Source organism: Tenacibaculum crassostreae (assembly GCF_964512405.1).
Lineage (GTDB): Bacteria > Bacteroidota > Bacteroidia > Flavobacteriales > Flavobacteriaceae > Polaribacter > Polaribacter crassostreae.
In genome coordinates, this window is sequence record NZ_CAZELE010000007.1 from 247,334 (window position 1) to 265,690 (window position 18,357).

18 protein-coding genes are annotated in these 18,357 nt (G+C 31.4%); 15 read left to right on the forward strand and 3 right to left on the reverse strand.

The window, feature by feature from the left end:
• Window positions 1-217 precede the first annotated feature (217 nt).
• The 13 genes from ACKTST_RS11390 to ACKTST_RS11450 all read left to right on the forward strand — a co-directional run bounded on the left by ACKTST_RS11390 (window position 218) and on the right by ACKTST_RS11450 (window position 14,606).
• Window positions 218-1,207, forward strand: a complete 990-nt coding sequence (locus ACKTST_RS11390) for an AAA family ATPase (RefSeq protein ID WP_408047870.1) — start codon at window positions 218-220, stop codon at window positions 1,205-1,207.
• Between the two features lie 68 nt (window positions 1,208-1,275).
• Window positions 1,276-2,142, forward strand: a complete 867-nt coding sequence (locus ACKTST_RS11395) for a DUF58 domain-containing protein (protein WP_408047871.1) — start codon at window positions 1,276-1,278, stop codon at window positions 2,140-2,142.
• Between the two features lie 2 nt (window positions 2,143-2,144).
• Window positions 2,145-3,761 carry a hypothetical protein gene (locus ACKTST_RS11400; protein WP_408047872.1) on the forward strand — a complete coding sequence of 539 codons (1,617 nt, stop codon included), beginning with the start codon at window positions 2,145-2,147 and terminating at the stop codon, window positions 3,759-3,761.
• Complete coding sequence (locus ACKTST_RS11405; RefSeq protein WP_408047873.1) at window positions 3,751-4,755, forward strand: vWA domain-containing protein; 1,005 nt, start codon at window positions 3,751-3,753, stop codon at window positions 4,753-4,755. The genes ACKTST_RS11400 and ACKTST_RS11405 overlap by 11 nt, the downstream gene beginning before the upstream one ends.
• Window positions 4,756-4,760: 5 nt before the next feature.
• Window positions 4,761-5,798, forward strand: a complete 1,038-nt coding sequence (locus ACKTST_RS11410; RefSeq protein WP_408047874.1) for a VWA domain-containing protein — start codon at window positions 4,761-4,763, stop codon at window positions 5,796-5,798.
• Between the two features lie 23 nt (window positions 5,799-5,821).
• Entirely contained in the window at window positions 5,822-6,646 is an 825-nt protein-coding gene (locus ACKTST_RS11415; RefSeq protein ID WP_408047875.1) for a tetratricopeptide repeat protein, read from the forward strand.
• A gap of 52 nt (window positions 6,647-6,698) precedes the next feature.
• Window positions 6,699-8,462 carry a BatD family protein gene (locus ACKTST_RS11420; RefSeq protein ID WP_408047876.1) on the forward strand — a complete coding sequence of 588 codons (1,764 nt, stop codon included), beginning with the start codon at window positions 6,699-6,701 and terminating at the stop codon, window positions 8,460-8,462.
• The gene (locus ACKTST_RS11425; protein ID WP_408047877.1) at window positions 8,462-9,214 is read left to right on the forward strand and encodes an SH3 domain-containing protein; all 753 of its coding nucleotides are present in this window, start codon (window positions 8,462-8,464) and stop codon (window positions 9,212-9,214) included. Before ACKTST_RS11420 ends, ACKTST_RS11425 begins: the two co-directional genes overlap by 1 nt.
• A 134-nt stretch (window positions 9,215-9,348) precedes the next feature.
• Window positions 9,349-9,582 carry a hypothetical protein gene (locus ACKTST_RS11430; RefSeq protein ID WP_408047878.1) on the forward strand — a complete coding sequence of 78 codons (234 nt, stop codon included), beginning with the start codon at window positions 9,349-9,351 and terminating at the stop codon, window positions 9,580-9,582.
• A gap of 124 nt (window positions 9,583-9,706) precedes the next feature.
• On the forward strand, window positions 9,707-11,287 hold the full coding sequence (locus tag ACKTST_RS11435) for a SulP family inorganic anion transporter (RefSeq protein ID WP_408047879.1): 1,581 nt from the start codon (window positions 9,707-9,709) through the stop codon (window positions 11,285-11,287).
• Between the two features lie 2 nt (window positions 11,288-11,289).
• Complete coding sequence (locus ACKTST_RS11440; RefSeq protein ID WP_408047880.1) at window positions 11,290-11,979, forward strand: universal stress protein; 690 nt, start codon at window positions 11,290-11,292, stop codon at window positions 11,977-11,979.
• Between the two features lie 104 nt (window positions 11,980-12,083).
• On the forward strand, window positions 12,084-13,952 hold the full coding sequence (locus tag ACKTST_RS11445) for a SulP family inorganic anion transporter (RefSeq protein WP_408047881.1): 1,869 nt from the start codon (window positions 12,084-12,086) through the stop codon (window positions 13,950-13,952).
• A gap of 24 nt (window positions 13,953-13,976) precedes the next feature.
• Window positions 13,977-14,606 carry a carbonic anhydrase family protein gene (locus tag ACKTST_RS11450; protein WP_408047882.1) on the forward strand — a complete coding sequence of 210 codons (630 nt, stop codon included), beginning with the start codon at window positions 13,977-13,979 and terminating at the stop codon, window positions 14,604-14,606.
• Window positions 14,607-14,658: 52 nt separating this feature from the next.
• On the opposite strand, the gene ACKTST_RS11455 is transcribed toward ACKTST_RS11450, so the two are convergent.
• Window positions 14,659-15,180 carry a CvpA family protein gene (locus tag ACKTST_RS11455; RefSeq protein WP_408047883.1) on the reverse strand — a complete coding sequence of 174 codons (522 nt, stop codon included), beginning with the start codon at window positions 15,178-15,180 and terminating at the stop codon, window positions 14,659-14,661.
• A gap of 69 nt (window positions 15,181-15,249) precedes the next feature.
• Between ACKTST_RS11455 and ACKTST_RS11460 the strand changes: the two genes are divergently transcribed.
• The gene (locus ACKTST_RS11460) at window positions 15,250-15,606 is read left to right on the forward strand and encodes a hypothetical protein (RefSeq protein WP_408047884.1); all 357 of its coding nucleotides are present in this window, start codon (window positions 15,250-15,252) and stop codon (window positions 15,604-15,606) included.
• Here the strand turns inward: ACKTST_RS11460 and ACKTST_RS11465 are convergent.
• Window positions 15,603-16,397, reverse strand: a complete 795-nt coding sequence (locus tag ACKTST_RS11465) for an SDR family oxidoreductase (RefSeq protein WP_408047885.1) — start codon at window positions 16,395-16,397, stop codon at window positions 15,603-15,605. The two genes, ACKTST_RS11460 and ACKTST_RS11465, sit on opposite strands and share 4 nt — an antisense overlap.
• A gap of 125 nt (window positions 16,398-16,522) precedes the next feature.
• Here ACKTST_RS11465 and ACKTST_RS11470 point away from each other — a divergent pair, with 125 nt between their 5' ends.
• Window positions 16,523-17,914, forward strand: a complete 1,392-nt coding sequence (locus ACKTST_RS11470; RefSeq protein ID WP_408047886.1) for a redoxin family protein — start codon at window positions 16,523-16,525, stop codon at window positions 17,912-17,914.
• A gap of 54 nt (window positions 17,915-17,968) precedes the next feature.
• On the opposite strand, the gene ACKTST_RS11475 is transcribed toward ACKTST_RS11470, so the two are convergent.
• Window positions 17,969-18,328: a YraN family protein gene (locus tag ACKTST_RS11475; protein ID WP_408047887.1), complete on the reverse strand. Its 360-nt coding sequence runs from the start codon at window positions 18,326-18,328 to the stop codon at window positions 17,969-17,971.
• Between the last annotated feature and the right edge of the window lie 29 nt (window positions 18,329-18,357).

Genomic DNA, 18,357 nt, shown 5'->3' on the forward strand with positions numbered 1-18,357 from the left:
GTTTTGTGTTAGTATGAGCTAAATTTCATTCATTTTATCCATAAAAACAAATTACAACCAACTTATTTTCAGTAAAGTACACTTTTACAATATAAATTTCACTTCAAAAACACCGACTTTTTCACTTACAAACACAATGTTTAACCAAGCTTTAACAATTAAAAAAACACTATTATTGTAGCTTTGTTTCATAAAAATCTAATTTATTTCAATTACTATGGATATAGATGTAAGAGCCATCAATGAAAAAATAGAAAGAGAGAGTGCCTTTGTAGATTTATTAACTACAGAAATGAATAAAGTAATTGTGGGTCAAAAGCACATGATTGAACGATTACTTATCGGACTTTTAGGAAACGGACATATATTACTAGAAGGTGTTCCTGGTTTAGCAAAAACACTAGCAATTAACACACTTTCTAAAGCCGTAGATGGAAGTTTTAGTCGTATTCAATTTACTCCAGATTTATTACCTGCCGATGTGGTTGGTACTATGATATACAATGTAAAAGAAAATGATTTTTCTATAAAAAAAGGACCAATTTTTGCCAACTTTGTTTTAGCAGATGAGATTAACCGTGCACCAGCAAAAGTGCAATCTGCTTTATTAGAAGCTATGCAAGAACGTCAAATTACCATTGGTGATGAAACCTTTAAATTAGACGAACCCTTTTTGGTAATGGCAACTCAAAACCCTGTTGAACAAGAAGGAACCTACCCTTTACCAGAGGCGCAAGTTGACCGTTTTATGTTGAAAACTGTAATTGACTATCCAAAATTACAAGACGAGCAGCTTATCATGCGTCAAAACTTAAACGGAAGTTTTCAAAAAATTAATCCGGTTATTTCTATAGAACAAATCATTAAAGCTCGCAACGTAGTTAACGAAGTGTATATGGATGAGAAAATCGAAAAGTATATCTTAGATATTATTTTCGCAACTCGTTATCCTGAAAAATACAATTTAGAAAAGTTACAACCTTTAATTAGTTTCGGGTCTTCTCCTCGTGGTAGTATTGCTTTAGCAAAAGCAGCTAAATGTTATGCTTTTATCAAGCGAAGAGGTTATGTTATTCCTGAAGATGTTAGAGCTGTGGTAAACGATGTATTACGTCACAGAATCGGAATTACGTATGAAGCAGAAGCTGAAAATATCACTTCAATAGACATTATCAACTCTATTATCAACGAAGTACAGGTACCGTAATCAATTATCAATACGCAATAATCAAACAAAACCTGATTATTGATAACTGTTAACTGAGAATTGAAAAAATGGATACAAAAGAGTTACTAAAAAAAGTTCGGAAAATAGAAATTAAGACACGTAGGTTGTCTAATCATATTTTTGGTGGAGAATATCACTCTACTTTTAAAGGTCGTGGTATGACTTTTTCTGAAGTGCGTCAATATCAATACGGAGACGATATTAGAGCTATTGACTGGAATGTTACCGCACGCTACAACGAACCTTATGTAAAAGTTTTTGAAGAAGAACGAGAACTTACCATGATGTTGGCGGTTGATATTTCTGGTTCTGAGTTTTTTGGTACTACCGAACAATTTAAAAAAGATACGGTTACAGAAATTGCTGCAACGTTGGCGTTTTCTGCAATTCAAAATAACGATAAAGTTGGATTGATTTTATTTTCTGATCAAGTTGAATTATACATTCCTCCTAAAAAAGGAAAAAGTCACGTGTTACGAATCATCCGTGAGCTTATCGAATTTCAACCAAAAAGCAAACAAACTAATATTAGCGAAGCGTTAAAGTTTTTATCAAACATCATGAAAAAGAAAGCCATTGTTTTTATGCTTTCTGATTTTATGGACGATGATTACGAACGCACCCTAAAAATTGTTGGTAACAAACACGATGTAACTGGTATTCGTGTGTATGACAAACACGATGAAGAAATTCCGAATTTAGGAATGGTTCAAATGTTAGATGCCGAAACTGGTAAAACACATTTAGTAAACACAAGCTCAAAAACTGTTAGAACGCAATACAAAGCCAATGCTTTACGTTTGGCTGATTATTTTGAAAACACTTTTACCAAAAGTGGCGCAGGAACTATTAGCACAAGAGTTGATGAAAGTTACGTTCGCAAATTATTAGGGTATTTTAAAAGAAAAGGATAAGAATGAAATACAAACTACTTTATATATGCTTGTTTTTAGCTTCTTTTACCTTTGCACAACAACCTCAGGTAAAAGCAGAAATTGACACCACAAACATTAGAATTGGAGAACAATTTCAATATAAAATTTCGGTTAATGTTACCGAAAATGTCATTATTCCTAAGCTTGAAAACTTAAAAGGTTTAGAGGTTATCGATACCTTAAAAATTGACACTATTGAAAATAAACTTGTTCAAAAATATATTTTAACGGGTTTTGATAGTGGCGCTTTTTATATTCCGAGACAACAAATATTTATTAGAAATCAGGCATATTTAACCGATAGTTTATTAGTAAATGTAGCAACTGTTCCTATCGATACTACCAAGGTTAAAAAATTTCCAATCAAAGGAATTAAAGGAGAACCCTATCAATTTAATGACTTTAAACATTATATCTGGTGGGCAGTATTTGCCATTCTACTCATTGCTTTATTACTTTATTTCTTTGTTTTCAAAAAGAAGAAAGAACTAAAAGAAGTCGTAACCGTTCCATTGCTAGCTCCTTATGAAGAAGCTATGGAAAAATTAGCGGAGTTAGATAAAAAATTACTGTGGCAAAACAATCAGGTAAAACAATACTATAGTGAGTTAACAGAAATTTTAAGAAACTACCTAGGTAGAGATATAGAAATACCAACACAAGAGATAACTTCAAGTCAAATTATAGAATTAGTTACAATTCAGAATGAAACAAAAGATCTTGATATTAACTCTGAAACTATTTCAACCTTAGATAGGTTATTAAAAAATGCTGATTTAGTAAAATTTGCAAAATCGAAACCACTCTCTGAAGAAATAAGTTTTGATCGTAAAGTTGCTGAAAAAATTATCTCTGAAGTTCAGCCTAAGATAAAAGAATACAAAAAAGCTAAAGCTTTAGAGCAAGGAGAAATTGTAGATGATATTCATACGAATGTAAAGATTGAAGAAGTTTCAAAAAAGAACAATGCAAAAAAAATAGGATTTCTTATTGCTTTTATAATTGCTTTTGGTGTGTTTGGTTATTTCGGGATTACATTTGGCAAGAAAATAGCAAATCAAGTTTCAAAATACACAGATACTTCTACTACAGAAAGTATTTTAAACAACGATTGGAAAACATATTCTTTAGGAAACCCTGTTTTTTCAATAAAATCACCTGTAGTTCTTAAAACAGAAGAAACACCAGAGCTTCCTGAAGAGGTTAAGCCATATATAAAATCAATTGAAGTATTAGGTTATAAGAGCATTATTAATAATCTACAAGTTATTGTAATGTTTAATGAGTATGTTCCTGAAATAACAGCAGATTTAACGGGAGCAATAAATGGTGCTATTGCGCAAATGCAACAACTACCCAACTCAAGTGACTTAAAGTACAATGTTGAAGCTTACAACTACAACAATGTCGATGGTTCTAAAATTATAGGTAGTTATACAGAAAATGGGATTTCTAAAAAATTTGAAGCTTGTGTGTTTACACATCAAAACAAAATGTATCTTTTGATTATTTCTCACAAAGCAGACGATAATTATGGACAACAAATATTAGAAAGAATCACTAACTCAATTAAAATAGATATAGAAAATGTGGAATAATTTTGAGTTTCATAGTCCAGAGTTTTTGTGGTTGCTAGTATTAATTCCTCTATTAGCTTTTTGGAGTTTTTATACTCGAAAAAAAGATGGTGCTCAACTTAGAATGCCAAGCACTAAAGGTTTTAAAATACAAGGTTCTATTTTACCTAAATTAAAACCACTTTTATACTTATTTCGTTTGTTAGCTTTAACTTGTTTAATAATTGCTTTAGCTCGCCCAAGAAATGTAGAAGTAAGTAAAAAAACAAAAACGAATCGTGGTATCGATATCGTAATGGCTATTGATGTTTCAGCAAGTATGCTAGCAAAAGATTTAAAACCAAACCGATTAGAAGCCTTAAAAAGAGTGGCTACCGACTTTGTAAATCGTCGTCCGAATGACCGTATTGGTATCGTGGTATATGCAGGAGAAAGTTTTACACAAACCCCTATTACTAGCGATAAATCTATAGTTAAAAGAACCATTTCTGAAATTAAATGGGGGCAGTTAGAAGGTGGTACTGCTATTGGAATGGGCTTAGGTTCGGCAGTAAACAGATTAAAAGAAAGTAAAGCAAAGAGTAAAGTAATTATTTTGTTGACAGATGGAGTAAACAACGCTGGTTTTGTTGATCCTAAAACTGCTACTGAACTTGCAAAAGGAAACGGAATAAAAGTATATACTATCGGGATTGGAACTAATGGGACAGCTCCTTTCCCTTGGAGAAAAGACCCAAGAACTGGACAAATTACTTTTCAAAACCAAACTGTTGAAATTGATGAAAACTTACTAAAACATATCGCTAAAGAAACTAGCGGAAAGTATTTTAGAGCCACCAATAACACAAAGTTAAAAGAGATTTATGACGAAATTGACAAGTTGGAAAAAACCAAAATAGAAGAGTTTAAATATTATAATTACTCAGAAAAATATCGCTTTTTAGTGTTCTTAGCTGGTATCTTTTTACTCTTAGAGTTCACTTTAAAAAACACACTATTTAAAAGTTTTATTTAAGCAAGATGTACAAACTAGAAGAACCAATATATTTTTATCTTTTTGCAATTATTCCTGTAATAGTTGTGGTTTTCCTATTCGTTTTATGGTGGAAAAAACGAACGCAAAAAAAGTTTGCTAATCCAGTTCTTTTATCAAAAATAGCACCCAATACATCAACCTTTAAATCGGTATTAAAGCTTGTTTTCTTCTTGATTGGCTTATCATTTTTAATACTGTCATTGGTAAATCCTAAGATGGGAACCAAACTAAAAACTGTAAAAAGAGAAGGTGTAGATGTAGTATTTGCTTTGGATGTTTCTAAAAGTATGTTGGCAGAAGACATCGCTCCTAACCGATTAGAAAAAGCTAAACAAATTATTTCAAAAACTATTGACAAGTTGGGTAGCGATCGTGTAGGTATTATTATTTATGCAGGTAACGCTTATCCGCTACTACCAATTACTACCGATCATGCAGCAGCAAAAATGTTTTTGCAAAATGCAAGTCCAGATATGGTTTCAAGTCAAGGTACTGCTATTAACGAAGCTCTGAATTTAGCAAACACCTATTACGATAACGACGAACAAACCAATCGTTTTTTAATTATTATTTCCGATGGTGAAGATCATCAAGAAGAAACCAAACAAGTAGCTCAAAATATAGCTAACGAAGGCGTAAAAGTTTACACCGTAGGGATAGGTACTGAAAAAGGAGGTCCGATTCCTATTAAATTAAATGGCGCGCTTATTGGTTACAAAAAAGACAGAATGGGAGAAACAGTAATTACCCAACGAAAACCCGATGTTTTACAAGGAGTTGCTGATGCTGCTAACGGACAATATTTTGACGGAAATAAAACTGAAAACCCAGTTGATGCCATCGAAAAAATTATTGGTAATGCGCAAAAAAGTGAATTTGAAACCAAACAATTTTCAGATTATAAAGACCAATTTCAATGGTTTGTTGGTATCGGATTGTTGTTTTTAATTCTCGATATGTTTTTATTCGAGAAAAAAACCAAATGGTTAAAGAAAGTAGATTTATTTAATGAGGAATCTTAAAATTCATTAAGAAGTTTGATAGAATGAAAAATTTACAAAACATACTATTAATTCTTGTTTTCGCTGTATCGGTTACAGCAAATGCACAACAAGACACGTTAAAGTTACAACGTGAAGCCCGTGCGTTGTTACGAGAAGGAAATAAACTGTACAACAAACAAAAATATAGCGATGCAGCTATAGCTTACCGTAAAGCCTTAGGCAAAGATAGTAAGTATGAAAAGGCAAGCTATAACTTCGGTAACACCTTGTATCAAGACAAAAAATACAAAGAGGCAGTTGAACAATTTGAAGTAACTACCAAAACTTCAAAAGATAAAATTGCGCAGGCTGAAGCCTACCACAATATTGGTAATGCAATGATGGAGCAAAAGCAATATCAACAAGCTGTTGATGCTTATAAAAATGCATTGCGTAGAAATCCTAATGACGATGAAACACGTTATAATTTGGCAGTTGCTCAAAAAGAGGTGAAAAAGGAGCAACAAAATCAAAAAAATAATAAGGATAAAAATAAAGATCAGAAAGATCAGGACAAAAAAGAGCAACAAGACAAAGACCAAAAGGACAAGCAAAACGATAAAAACAAAGACCAAGAAGGCGACGATAAGGATAAAAAAGATGATAAGCAAGATCAGAAAAATGACGATCAAAACAATCAACAAAAGCCTAATCAAGACCAAAAAGACAAACAAAATCAGCAGCCTCAACCTCAACAAGGTAAATTAACCCCTGATCAAATGAAACAGTTGTTAGAAAGTTTAAACAACGAAGAAAACAAAACGCAAAAGAAAATGAATGCGAAAAAAGCGAAGGGGCGAAAAGTAAAACAAGAAAAAGACTGGTAATGTTCTCAGTTTTTAAAATCTTACTTATTTTTAGACTTTTTTGAAAATGAATATGAAGTTGAAAGTATACATATCGCTATTAATTAGTTTTATAACTATTGCTATCAATGCGCAAGATGCTGCACTAACAGCTACAGTTAGTAAAAATAAACTGGGGGTAAACCAACGATTACGCATTGATTTTTCAATTAACAAACAAGGTGGTGATAATTTTACCCCACCTAAGTTTACAAACTTTAAAGTGGTTGCGGGCCCAAGTCAATCCATCCAACAATCTTATATAAACGGTAAAGCATCTTTCAATCAATCGTATAGTTACATACTTCAACCTATGCGTAAAGGTGAATTTACGATTCCATCTGCAAGTATTGAAATAAGCGGAAAAACACTTTCTTCTAATCCTATTAAAGTACTAGTTTTAGATGCAGTTGATATTCCAAAAAACCCGAATGATCCAAATTATATCGCTGAACAAAAAATACATTTAGTTGCCGAAGTTTCTAAATCGAAGCCTTACGTTGGTGAAGGTATTTATGTAGAATATCGCTTGTATTTTAGTGAAGATATTGGGATTTATGACAGTGGAATTACAGAAGCGCCTCAATATAGCGGATTTTGGAATCAGGAAATTAAACGCAACGGAACTCCTGTTAAATACGGAAATTATAATGGCGAGCGCTATCGTTATGCTGTTTTACACAAAGCATTGCTAATTCCGACTACTTCTGGTAAGCTTACTATCGACCCTATGAAAATGGATATTATCGTAGCGGTTCCAACAGGTAGAGTTGATTTCTTCGGAAATAGAATTGAGCGTCAAGTTCGTAAAGAGTTTGCATCGGCTAAAAAAATAATCAACGCGAAAGCGTTACCTCTTGAAAATAAACCTGATGATTTTACAGGTGCAGTTGGTCAGTTTTCATTTGATGTTTCCTTGAGTAAAAATACCTTAAAAGCAAATGAATCTTCTCAAATTAAAGTTGCTGTAAATGGTGAAGGAAATTTAAAATTGTTCGAGCTTCCTAAGATTGAAACTCCTAAAGAATTAGAAGTATACCAACCTGAAAGAAAAGAAAATGTAACTATTTTATCTAACGGATTAAAAGGATCTGTTACCGATAGTTATACAGTTGTTCCTGAGTTTAAAGGAAAATATAAAATACCAAAAGCTAGTTTTTCATATTTTAACCCAAAAGAGGAAGCATACCAAACAATAACTACTGATGATTTGTATGTAGAGGTATTAGAAGGAAAAGAAATTCCAACAAATTCTGATGCCAATACAGTTGCAAAACAAGATGTAAAAGTTACGGGTAGTGATTTTAGATATATTCAAACATCAACTGAATTTCAACCAAAACAAACCAACGATTTCTTTAAATCTGCCTTGTTTTACGTGTTGTTAATACTTCCAATTTTAGCTATTCCTGCAGGTATATTTATCCAGAAGAAAAAAGAAGAACGTGATGGTGATGTTGTTGGTAACAAATTAAGAAAAGCGGACAAGCTTGCTAAAAAATATTTATCAGAAGCACAAAAGCAATTAGGAAACAAAGAAGCTTTTTATGAAGCTTTAGAAAGAGCTTTACATAATTATTTAAAAGCTAAGTTAGGAGTTGAAACGTCTGATATCAGTCGAGAAAAAATCACAGAATTATTACAAGAAAAAAATGTTGATTCAAATTCAATTTCAAACTTTATTGAAGTATTAAACGATTGTGATTTCGCTCGATATACTCCTATTACCAATGTACAAATGAAAGAGGAGTACGAAAAAGCAAAACAAGTAATAACGCAATTAGACCGACAGTTATAATGAGAAATTTAATCATCATAGTACTCTTATTTGTGTCAACAATTTCGTTAGCACAAAGTTCCAACGACTTATTTAACAATGCTAATTCTTTGTATAAAGAAGGCAAGTACGATGAAGCTATAAAATTATACGAACAAATTGAAAGTGAAAATTTAGTTTCTTCTGAATTATATTACAATTTAGGTAATTGTTATTACAAACTAAACAAAGTAGCACCAACAATATACAATTTAGAAAGGGCACTTAAAATTGATCCTTTAAACGAAGATGCTCAAAACAACCTAATCATTGCAAAAAGATTGACTTTAGATAGAATTGAAACTTTGCCAAAAACTGTTTTACAGAAGTTTAATGAAAACTATTTACAGAAATTCACTTACAATACTTGGGCTATAATTACAGTAGTTTTATCGTTTATAGCATCCATCTTATTTTTACTTTTCTATTTTGCGTACACACCAACAAAAAAGCGTATTTACTTTACAACAAGTATAGTATCATTCTTACTTTTAATAGTATCAATAACCATTACTTACACTCAGTACAATCAATCAAAAAACACTGTTCAAGCTATCATTTTTGCAGAAGAAATCTCAGTAAACAACGAACCAACTTCAGGTTCAGATGAAGTTTTCACACTGCATGAAGGCACAAAAGTAAACATACTTGACACAGTTGATAACTGGAAAAAAATTAAACTTATTGATGGAAAAATAGGATGGATTGAATCTGAAAATTTAAAGGAATTATAAATTTTTAACCTTCTTTAACAATTTTCAAGACTCCTCTTAATTATATTTGTGCTTTTATTTTTTAAATGCTTAAAAAAATATTCACTTTTGCGCTAACACTAATTCTGTTATTTACCATAACGGCTCCAACCATTATGAGCTTAAGTGATTATGATATTTGTGAAACTTCTTTAATTCTCGATATAGAAGAAGACACTGAGTCTAATGAAAAATCAGAAGAAGTAAAAGAATTAAAAATTATTGGAATTACTGTTTCTTTTGGAAGCATTTATCAATACACTTCAAAAGAAAAAATATCTATTTCAAAATCAGAAACATACCAAACTATTTATCATAGTTTAGAGTGTCCTCCACCAGAATTTTCTTAAACATACTTGCCCTTTTCCAATTTAAAATAGGTGTTTAGAATTAATACTTATATAGGAAAAAACAATCATTAATTTAAAAAGTATATCAGCTAATAAAATTATTAGCTAAAGAAAATATTTATATATGTTTAAAACTATTAAAAGCGACTTACCAGCTAGTATTGTCGTGTTTTTTGTTGCGTTACCATTATGTTTAGGTATCGCTTTAGCAAGTGGAGCTCCTCTTTTTTCAGGTGTAATTGCAGGAATTGTAGGAGGAATTATTGTGGGAGCTTTAAGTGGCTCTAAAATTGGGGTAAGCGGACCAGCAGCAGGATTAGCTGCCATTGTATTAACCGCAATTGCTTCTTTAGGAGGTTATGAAAACTTTTTAGTTGCTGTTGTTTTAGGAGGAATTATTCAAATAGTTTTCGGAATGTTAAAAGCTGGTGTTATTGGGTATTACTTCCCTTCATCAGTAATTAAAGGAATGTTAACCGGTATTGGTATTATCATTATTTTAAAACAAATTCCTCATTTCTTCGGATACGATGCTGAACCAGAAGGAGCTGTTAGCTTTGTTGAGCCTTCAGGAGAAAATACTTTTTCTGCTATTTTTAGTATTGTAGACAATATCACAACAGGATCGATGATTATTGGTTTTATAGGATTAGCTATTTTAATTCTTTGGGATAAAGTTTTAAGTAAAAAAGGAAAAATATTCCAGTTAATTCAAGGACCTTTAGTAGCTGTTGTAGTTGGAATTATCTTTTACGTTGTTACTCAAGGTAATGAAACTTTAGGTATTCAAGCTTCACATTTAGTAAGTGTTCCAATTCCTGAAAGTGTAGATTCTTTTTTAGCGCAATTTACTTTTCCTAATTTCAGTGCTATTACAAACTACGAAGTATGGGTAACAGCTTTTACAATTGCTTTAGTTGCTAGTTTAGAAACGTTACTTTGTGTTGAAGCTACTGATAAATTAGACCCTCATAAAAATGTAACTCCAACTAATAGAGAATTAGTTGCACAAGGAACAGGAAATATTTTATCGGGTTTAATTGGTGGTTTACCAATTACACAAGTAATTGTTCGTAGTTCTGCTAATATTCAATCAGGAGGTAGATCAAAAATGTCTACCATTATTCATGGTTTCTTCTTATTAATCTCGGTAATTTTAATTCCTACTTTATTAAACAAAATACCATTATCTGTATTAGCAGCTATTTTATTAGTAGTAGGTTATAAGTTAGCTAAACCATCATTATTCAAGCAAATGTATGCTTTAGGATGGAAACAATTTGTGCCATTTATGGTAACAGTTTCTGGTATTGTATTTACCGATTTATTAACTGGTATTTCGTTAGGATTAGCAGTTGGGGTTGTAGTTATTTTAATAAAAAGCTACCAAAATTCTCACTTTTTACACATTGAAGATAAAAGCAATGGGGTACATAAAATTAAAATGACTTTAGCAGAAGAGGTAACTTTCTTTAACAAAGGGGCTATTTTAAAAGAACTAGATAATTTAGAGGAAAATTCATATCTAGAATTAGATGTGAGAAAAACTCGTTTCTTGGATCATGATATCATAGAAATTCTTCAAGATTTTGCTTTTAAAGCTAAAGAAAGAAATATAAACATCAAATTAATTTCTGAAAGAGGAATCGTTGAAAATCCACCTAGTTTTATTGAGTTTTTTAAGTTAAGACCTAAAGCTGCTTAAAAATGAATACAACTAAACATAAAATTGTCGTACTATCTGATTTAAAAGATAGTACGGCTTCACTATTGGAAACAGCTATTAGTTTAGCAAAAAAAACCAATGCTAGTGTACATTTTTTTCATGTAAAAAAGCCAACAGAAATTATAAACACTGATAATCAATTATCTGCAAAAAGAGTTATCAACTCTAAGTTTGTTCAAACTAATAAAGAAATTAATGAACTAGTTTCAGAATTTTCGAAAAAGTATGATACCGATATAACTTCTTCATTCGCTTTTGGAAATGTTAAAAATGAAATTGACACTTTTATAGAAAACGAAAATCCAAATATTATTGTAATTGGAAAACGTAAAAGTAAAGGTATAGCTACTTTGGGTGATAAGATTAGTAAACATGTTTTAAAGAAAAAAGGCAAAACAATTATCATTGCTTCTTCTGAAAACAATCTTAATCCTGAGAGTGAAATTTCATTAGGAGTTTACAATGAATCTGAACCGAAAAGTAACAATGAGTTTATAAGTGAGTTTATTGATACTATCGACAGACCATTAAAAAACTTTCAAACATTAGATTCAAGCAAAAAAGATGTTGATTTATTATTGGTAAATAGAGAAACTGTAAAACCAAAATCTACAAAATCATTTAATAAATTGCTTAACAAGGTAGATGTTTCACTTGTAGTAGCTAATTAAAAATAATAATTCTAAGCATTTTAAATTAATAACCTAACCTGAGCTCGAATATTTATAAGTTATAGTTTTTTTAGTATATTTATTCCTATTCAACTCAAAAAAATATGAAACAATTATTTTCGAATCTTAAGGGAGATCTCTTTGGAGGTATTACAGCTGGAATCGTAGCATTACCTTTAGCATTAGCTTTTGGTGTTTCTTCTGGTTTAGGTCCAAGTGCTGGATTATATGGTGCAATTTTTATAGCCTTTTTTGCAGCGCTTTTTGGAGGAACTAACACACAAATTTCAGGACCAACAGCTCCTATGACCGCTGTTAGTATGGTAGTTATAGCAAGTATATTGGCTGCTAACGACGGAGATTTAAACAAAGCATTGCCTATTATTTTAACCGTATTTTTATTAGCAGGTTTAATGCAAATAGGTTTAGGAGTTTTAGGACTAGGTAAATACATCCGTTATATTCCTTATCCTGTTGTTTCTGGTTTTATGACTGCTATTGGGGTTATTATTTTAGTAACACAAATCTTACCTTCAATTGGTTATTACGCTAAAGAAGACACTGAGTTTGTAGATCAATTTAAACCACAAGCTGAAGAAATTATTTTAGAAAACATTTTAAAAGAAGAAGCTGGTGAAGGTATTTTGGTTCTTGAAGATTTTAAAGAAACTATTAAAAGAGCAGAAGCAACCACACAAGCGGATATTTTAAAAGAAAGTAAAACCTTAGCCGGCAAAGAAGCATCAGGAGTATTGGGTGCTTTTAAAGTACTACCAAGAGCTTTAAAAAATATAAATTGGCTAGAATTGGTATTAGCTTTAGGAACCATTTTTATCATCTACGGTTTTAAACGTATAACAACAAAAATACCAAGCACTTTAGTAGCGCTGGTAGTTATGTCAGCAATTGCCATACTTGGTAAATTAGATTATCGCCCTATACCAGAAATTCCTGAAGGACTTCCAGTTTTTCAAAGCGGAATTTTCACCAATTTTAATTTAGGAAGTTTAACTCCTTACATTTTTACTGCCTTAACCTTAGCGTTGTTAGGAGCTATCGATTCATTGTTAACATCGGTAGTAGCAGATAATATGACGAAGACCAAACACAATCCTAATAAAGAATTAGTCGGTCAAGGAATTGGTAATAGTATTGCTTCATTATTTGGTGGTATACCAGGTGCTGGTGCAACTATTAGAACTGTTGTAAACATTAATTCTGGAGGAAAAACAAAACTATCGGGTATGATCGCTGGTGTTTTGTTATTTATCATCTTGCTAGCTATTGCTCCGTTAGCTTCTAAAATTCCTGCAGCTGTTTTAGCCGGTATTTTAATTACTGTAGGTATCGGTGTGATGGATTATAAAGGTTTAAAAGCAATTCCTGCTTTACCAAAAGATGCTAAAATTGGTCCTTTCAAAATAAGTTCTGAAGTAATTATCATGCTAGTGGTATTAATCTTATCTACTTTCTGGAACTTAGTATATGCCGTAGGTATTGGTTTAGTAATCGCTTCGTTAATGTTTATGAAAAAAATTGGGGATTTAACCGCTGAACGTTCTGATGTAAAATCTTTAAAAGAAGAAGCTTGGGAAGACGAAGGAGGTTTCCCTGTAAACTTAAAAGAAGAAGTGTTTATTAAACACATTAAAGGACCTTTATTCTTCGGTTCTACAAGCGATTTTCAAGCATTAGCGAAACAAATTCCTAAAACCGCTAGTACGGTAATTATGCGTTTAGACAGAATGCAGTATATGGATCAGTCTGGTTTATATGCAATGGAAGATATGATTCAAGATTTAAAATCTAACGGAACTCATGTAGAAGTATTATTTGTTGGATTGTTAAAACAACCGCGTTATATGATGGAACGTATTGATATCATTCCAGATTTTATTCCAGAAGAACACATTTTTGAAACATTTGAAGATTGCCTTAAATGGGTAAAACAAAATATTAAAGACACATTTTAAAAAATTAAAAAACATTAAAAAATTATGAGAAATACAGCAATAACAAAAGAAGTTCAATCAGGTTTTACTGCTGATTCTGTATTACAAGATTTATTAAACGGTAACCAACGTTATGTTAGTAACAACTTAACAGCTTCTAATGTTACCGATTTAGTACAACAAACAACTGGTGGTCAATTTCCAAAAGCGGTAATTTTATCGTGTATTGATTCTCGTGTACCAGTAGAAATGGTTTTCGATCAAACAATTGGTGATGTTTTCGTTGCTCGTGTAGCAGGAAACTTTGAAAACGTTGATATTTTAGGAAGTATGGAATACTCTTGCGCTGTTGCGGGAAGTAAGTTAGTATTTGTAATGGGACACGAAAGTTGTGGAGCTGTAAAAGCTGCTTGCGACGGTGTTGAATTAGGAAACATTACTGAAATGTTAGCTAATATTACTCCTGCTGCAAAAGCTGCTTCTGAAGAAGTAGACGGAGAAGCAAACTCATCTAACAAAGCATTTGTTGACAAAACTATTGAAAACAATGTGAAAATGACTATTGAAAGAATCCGTGAAAGAAGTAAAATCTTACAAGAGATGGAAGACAATGGTGAAATTAAAATTGTTGGAGGTGTTTACTCGTTATCTACAGGTAAAGTAACTATGTTATAAGAGAAATCTCTTTTATAAAATAAAAAATCCGAAGTAAAAACTTCGGATTTTTTTATGCTTCTGTATTTGTTTCTTTTTGTTCATCTTCTTCTCCATCTTTTATAATTGATGGAAAAATAGTGGGTGCAATTTTCTTTACAGGTTTATATAAGATGGATTCATCTAAACTATCTTGAGATACAAACGGAATGGTATCATTCATCTTTCCGAAGAAAATAAAAATCACACTTAAAATTAAACCGATTTTTAAGGCTCCAAAAACGCCTCCTAAAATCTTGTTTAAAATTCCAAGTGATGCAAAATCAGCAATTTTTGTTAAGATTTTTCCCAATAAAGCAATTATTACTATAATTACTACAAAAGTTCCTGCAAAAGCAGCTAACGAAATGTATTTTTCATCCCAATCTACACTATCTTTTAACCAATCTCCAATAAAATATGAAAAATGAATCGCTCCGTACACTCCAGCTATTAATGCAACTAAAGATGCTACTTCAACAAACAATCCTTTCATTAATCCGCGAACAAAACCAAAAAGTAATAATGCGGCAATTATGATATCAAATGTATTCATAGTCTTTTAAATATTTTCAATGTAAATATACACAACTCCTTTATATCTTTGCTTTTTCAATTTTGATATATGCAGAAAGAAAGTAATTTAAAAGAAAAATGGGAAGCGGTAATTAAAAAATTATCACAACAATTTGCCGATGGAGACGAGTTAACCATTGATGCAATAATCTATTTAATCGGTGTTCAAGAATTAGGACAAGGGCAACGAAAGTTTAAAAAAGACGAAAAAGTAAACTTAATGCATATTGCTATTTGCAAGTTACTTGAACCTTACGGGTATTATGAATTCAACTTTTTTGATGATGATGGTTGGCCTCATTACACAACATTAACAGAATTGCCTAACTTAAAACCAGGAGAACAAACCGTATTAATGAAAGAAGCTATTATCAACTATTTTGAAGCCATTAACTTCTTTGATTAAGTTACACTTAGTTTTCGAATCATTTTTGATAATAACTTCGGATAAAAACGCTTTGCATACACTCCTAATTTTTCTTTAGCTCCAGCAATATAAACTTCTTCCTTTTTGTTTTTTATTGCTTTCAGCATCAATTTAGCAAAACGGTCTGGGTGAATTCCATTAGCTGTAGCAACATCCATCGTATTCTGCGGACTACCATCGCCAGTTAACGCATTTTTAGACACATTAGTAGTTACAAAACCAGGACACACCAACGTTACAGCAATATTATCTTTATAATGTTCAGCGCGTAAACTATCAAAAAAACCATGCAAAGCGTGTTTAGTAGCTGCATAGGTTGATCGTAACGGAGTTCCTATTTTACCAACAATACTAGTAGTTACTACAAAATGTCCTGATTTATTTTCAATAAAATGTGGCAATAGTGCTTTTGTTAATGCTACAGTTCCTAAATAATTTACATCCATTAACCTTTTATCAACCTCAATACTTGTGTCTTTTACTAACGAACGTTGACTAATTCCTCCATTATTTACCAAAACATCAACTTTTCCAAAAAAAGAAATTGCTTCTGCTACTTTACCTTCAAAATTTGAATAGTCTTCTAAATCTAATGGTAAAACATGTACTTTACCAGGAGATTTACATTGATTCTTTACTTCTTCTAAAGCGCTTTTATTTCTTGAAGATATAATTAAATTTGCTTCATTATTGGCTAACTCAATAGCTAAGGATTTACCAATTCCTGATGATGCGCCTGTTATCCAAAACGTTACTCCAGCAAGACTCATGTTATCAATTATTTAAAAATCGTTTCTAAAATACATAAGAAAAAATAAAAGTGGTACACTTCTTGGATAGAAGTTTGTAAATGACTAGTTTTAAAACCTTATTAATAACCCTTTAAAATATTATGATGAAAAAATTACTGGCTCTATTAATATTTGCTACAACAATTGTTAATGCTCAATATACCATTAAAGGAACAATGACTCCTCCAGACAAAGGTGATTGGGTAATTTTATATAAAATTGAAGGCGCTAAACAAAAGTTTGTTGCTAATACCAATATTCAAATTGACACTGTAATTATTAGTGGAGAAAAACAAGCATTGGGTAAATTTAGTTTTGAACTTCCTAACACTACCAAACCAGGAGCTTACCGAGCTACTTATAGAAACACTGGCGCTGGTTTTGTTGATTTCTTTTTTAACAAGGAAAATGTTGAATTTGTTTTCAACCCAAAATTCCCTGATCAATCTGCTGTAGTTTTTACTAGTTCAAGAGAAAACAAATTATATAGCCAATATTTACAAGCATATAACAATGTTCAAAAGAAGATAGATGCTGCACAAGCTACCTTCCTAGAGTCTCAAGGTGAAGACAAGGAAGCTAAAAAGTCTTATAAAAAACATTTAAAAGAACTTGAAGACGTACAAGAATCGTATGAAACAAAGTCTGAAGGAATGTTAGTACATAGCTTTATCAAAGCTTCTCAAAGACACAACGCTAGTAATCCTCACGATAATCTTCAAGAATATTTATCTGAAACCGTTGATAATTTCTTTGAGTTTGTAGATTTTAAAAGTGAAACACTTTACAATTCTTCTTTTTTAATTGATAAAATCAACGATTTTGTATTTTATTTAAACTTCTCTGAAGACAAGCAATTACAACAAAAATTAATTAGACAGTCTGTTATTAAAGTAATGGATCAATTACCTTCAGATAAATTAAAAACTGCGGTTGTTAATTATTTAATTAGTACACTTACTGATAAGCGTAACGGACCTGCAGTAGATTGGATGTTTTCTGAATATTACGATAAATTACCTCAAGCTAGCCAAGATGCTGAATTCAAAAAAGAAAAATTAGATATTTTACAAGCTACTGTTGGTAGAATTGCTCCTGATTTTTCATGGGATGAAGCTGGTCAAGAAGTTAAATTATCTCGATTAGATGATGGTAAAAAATACTTATTAGTTTTTTGGAGTACAGGTTGTCCTCACTGTACAAAAGAAGTACCAGAACTTTATAAATTCATGTTAAATCATAAAGATGTTTCTGTAATTTCTTTTGGTATTGAAAACGAAGATGCTATTCCTACATGGAATGAGTTTATTAAAGATTTACCAGAGTGGCATAACGCAATGGGTACTCACCCTGAGTATAAGTTTGATAACGAAACTGTTAAAAAATATAATTTATTAGGAACGCCTTCTTATTTTGTTTTAGACAGAAACAAAAGAATTATAGCAATGCCTGAGCACGCTGAAGATGTAGAAAAATATTTTGGTGGAAGTCACTAACAAACACCTTATATAAATAAAAAAGCTCAACAAATTGTTGAGCTTTTTTATTTCTTAAAAATACAAGAAGGCATCTTCAATATGTTCTATTTTAAATGAGTTTTGTTCTTTTATAACTGCAATGATGTCAAACCTAATTTCTACATCTAAATCATTCTCATTAACATAATTATCAATAGCTAGAACTAGTAACTGTATTTTTTTTGGATTTACAAACTCTTGCGGATTTCCATAATAAATAGACGATCGAGTCTTGACCTCAACAGCTATTAATACACCTCCTTTTTTAGCAATTATATCAACCTCAGCTTTTTTAAATCGGTAATTTTTTTCAACTATTGAATAGCCATTGTTAAGCAAATAATCTATTGCTAACTCCTCTCCTTTTTTACCAAGTTCATTATGTTGTGCCATTAATTCTTGAAATTTTTCTCAATATAGTT

Coding starts and splice junctions, on each gene's coding strand:
- ACKTST_RS11390 (WP_408047870.1), top strand. CDS start 218: ATGGATATAGATGTAAGAGCCATCAATGAAAAAATAGAAAGAGAGAGT.
- ACKTST_RS11395 (WP_408047871.1), top strand. CDS start 1,276: ATGGATACAAAAGAGTTACTAAAAAAAGTTCGGAAAATAGAAATTAAG.
- ACKTST_RS11400 (WP_408047872.1), top strand. CDS start 2,145: ATGAAATACAAACTACTTTATATATGCTTGTTTTTAGCTTCTTTTACC.
- ACKTST_RS11405 (WP_408047873.1), top strand. CDS start 3,751: ATGTGGAATAATTTTGAGTTTCATAGTCCAGAGTTTTTGTGGTTGCTA.
- ACKTST_RS11410 (WP_408047874.1), top strand. CDS start 4,761: ATGTACAAACTAGAAGAACCAATATATTTTTATCTTTTTGCAATTATT.
- ACKTST_RS11415 (WP_408047875.1), top strand. CDS start 5,822: ATGAAAAATTTACAAAACATACTATTAATTCTTGTTTTCGCTGTATCG.
- ACKTST_RS11420 (WP_408047876.1), top strand. CDS start 6,699: ATGAAGTTGAAAGTATACATATCGCTATTAATTAGTTTTATAACTATT.
- ACKTST_RS11425 (WP_408047877.1), top strand. CDS start 8,462: ATGAGAAATTTAATCATCATAGTACTCTTATTTGTGTCAACAATTTCG.
- ACKTST_RS11430 (WP_408047878.1), top strand. CDS start 9,349: ATGAGCTTAAGTGATTATGATATTTGTGAAACTTCTTTAATTCTCGAT.
- ACKTST_RS11435 (WP_408047879.1), top strand. CDS start 9,707: ATGTTTAAAACTATTAAAAGCGACTTACCAGCTAGTATTGTCGTGTTT.
- ACKTST_RS11440 (WP_408047880.1), top strand. CDS start 11,290: ATGAATACAACTAAACATAAAATTGTCGTACTATCTGATTTAAAAGAT.
- ACKTST_RS11445 (WP_408047881.1), top strand. CDS start 12,084: ATGAAACAATTATTTTCGAATCTTAAGGGAGATCTCTTTGGAGGTATT.
- ACKTST_RS11450 (WP_408047882.1), top strand. CDS start 13,977: ATGAGAAATACAGCAATAACAAAAGAAGTTCAATCAGGTTTTACTGCT.
- ACKTST_RS11455 (WP_408047883.1), bottom strand. CDS start 15,180: ATGAATACATTTGATATCATAATTGCCGCATTATTACTTTTTGGTTTT.
- ACKTST_RS11460 (WP_408047884.1), top strand. CDS start 15,250: ATGCAGAAAGAAAGTAATTTAAAAGAAAAATGGGAAGCGGTAATTAAA.
- ACKTST_RS11465 (WP_408047885.1), bottom strand. CDS start 16,397: ATGAGTCTTGCTGGAGTAACGTTTTGGATAACAGGCGCATCATCAGGA.
- ACKTST_RS11470 (WP_408047886.1), top strand. CDS start 16,523: ATGAAAAAATTACTGGCTCTATTAATATTTGCTACAACAATTGTTAAT.
- ACKTST_RS11475 (WP_408047887.1), bottom strand. CDS start 18,328: ATGGCACAACATAATGAACTTGGTAAAAAAGGAGAGGAGTTAGCAATA.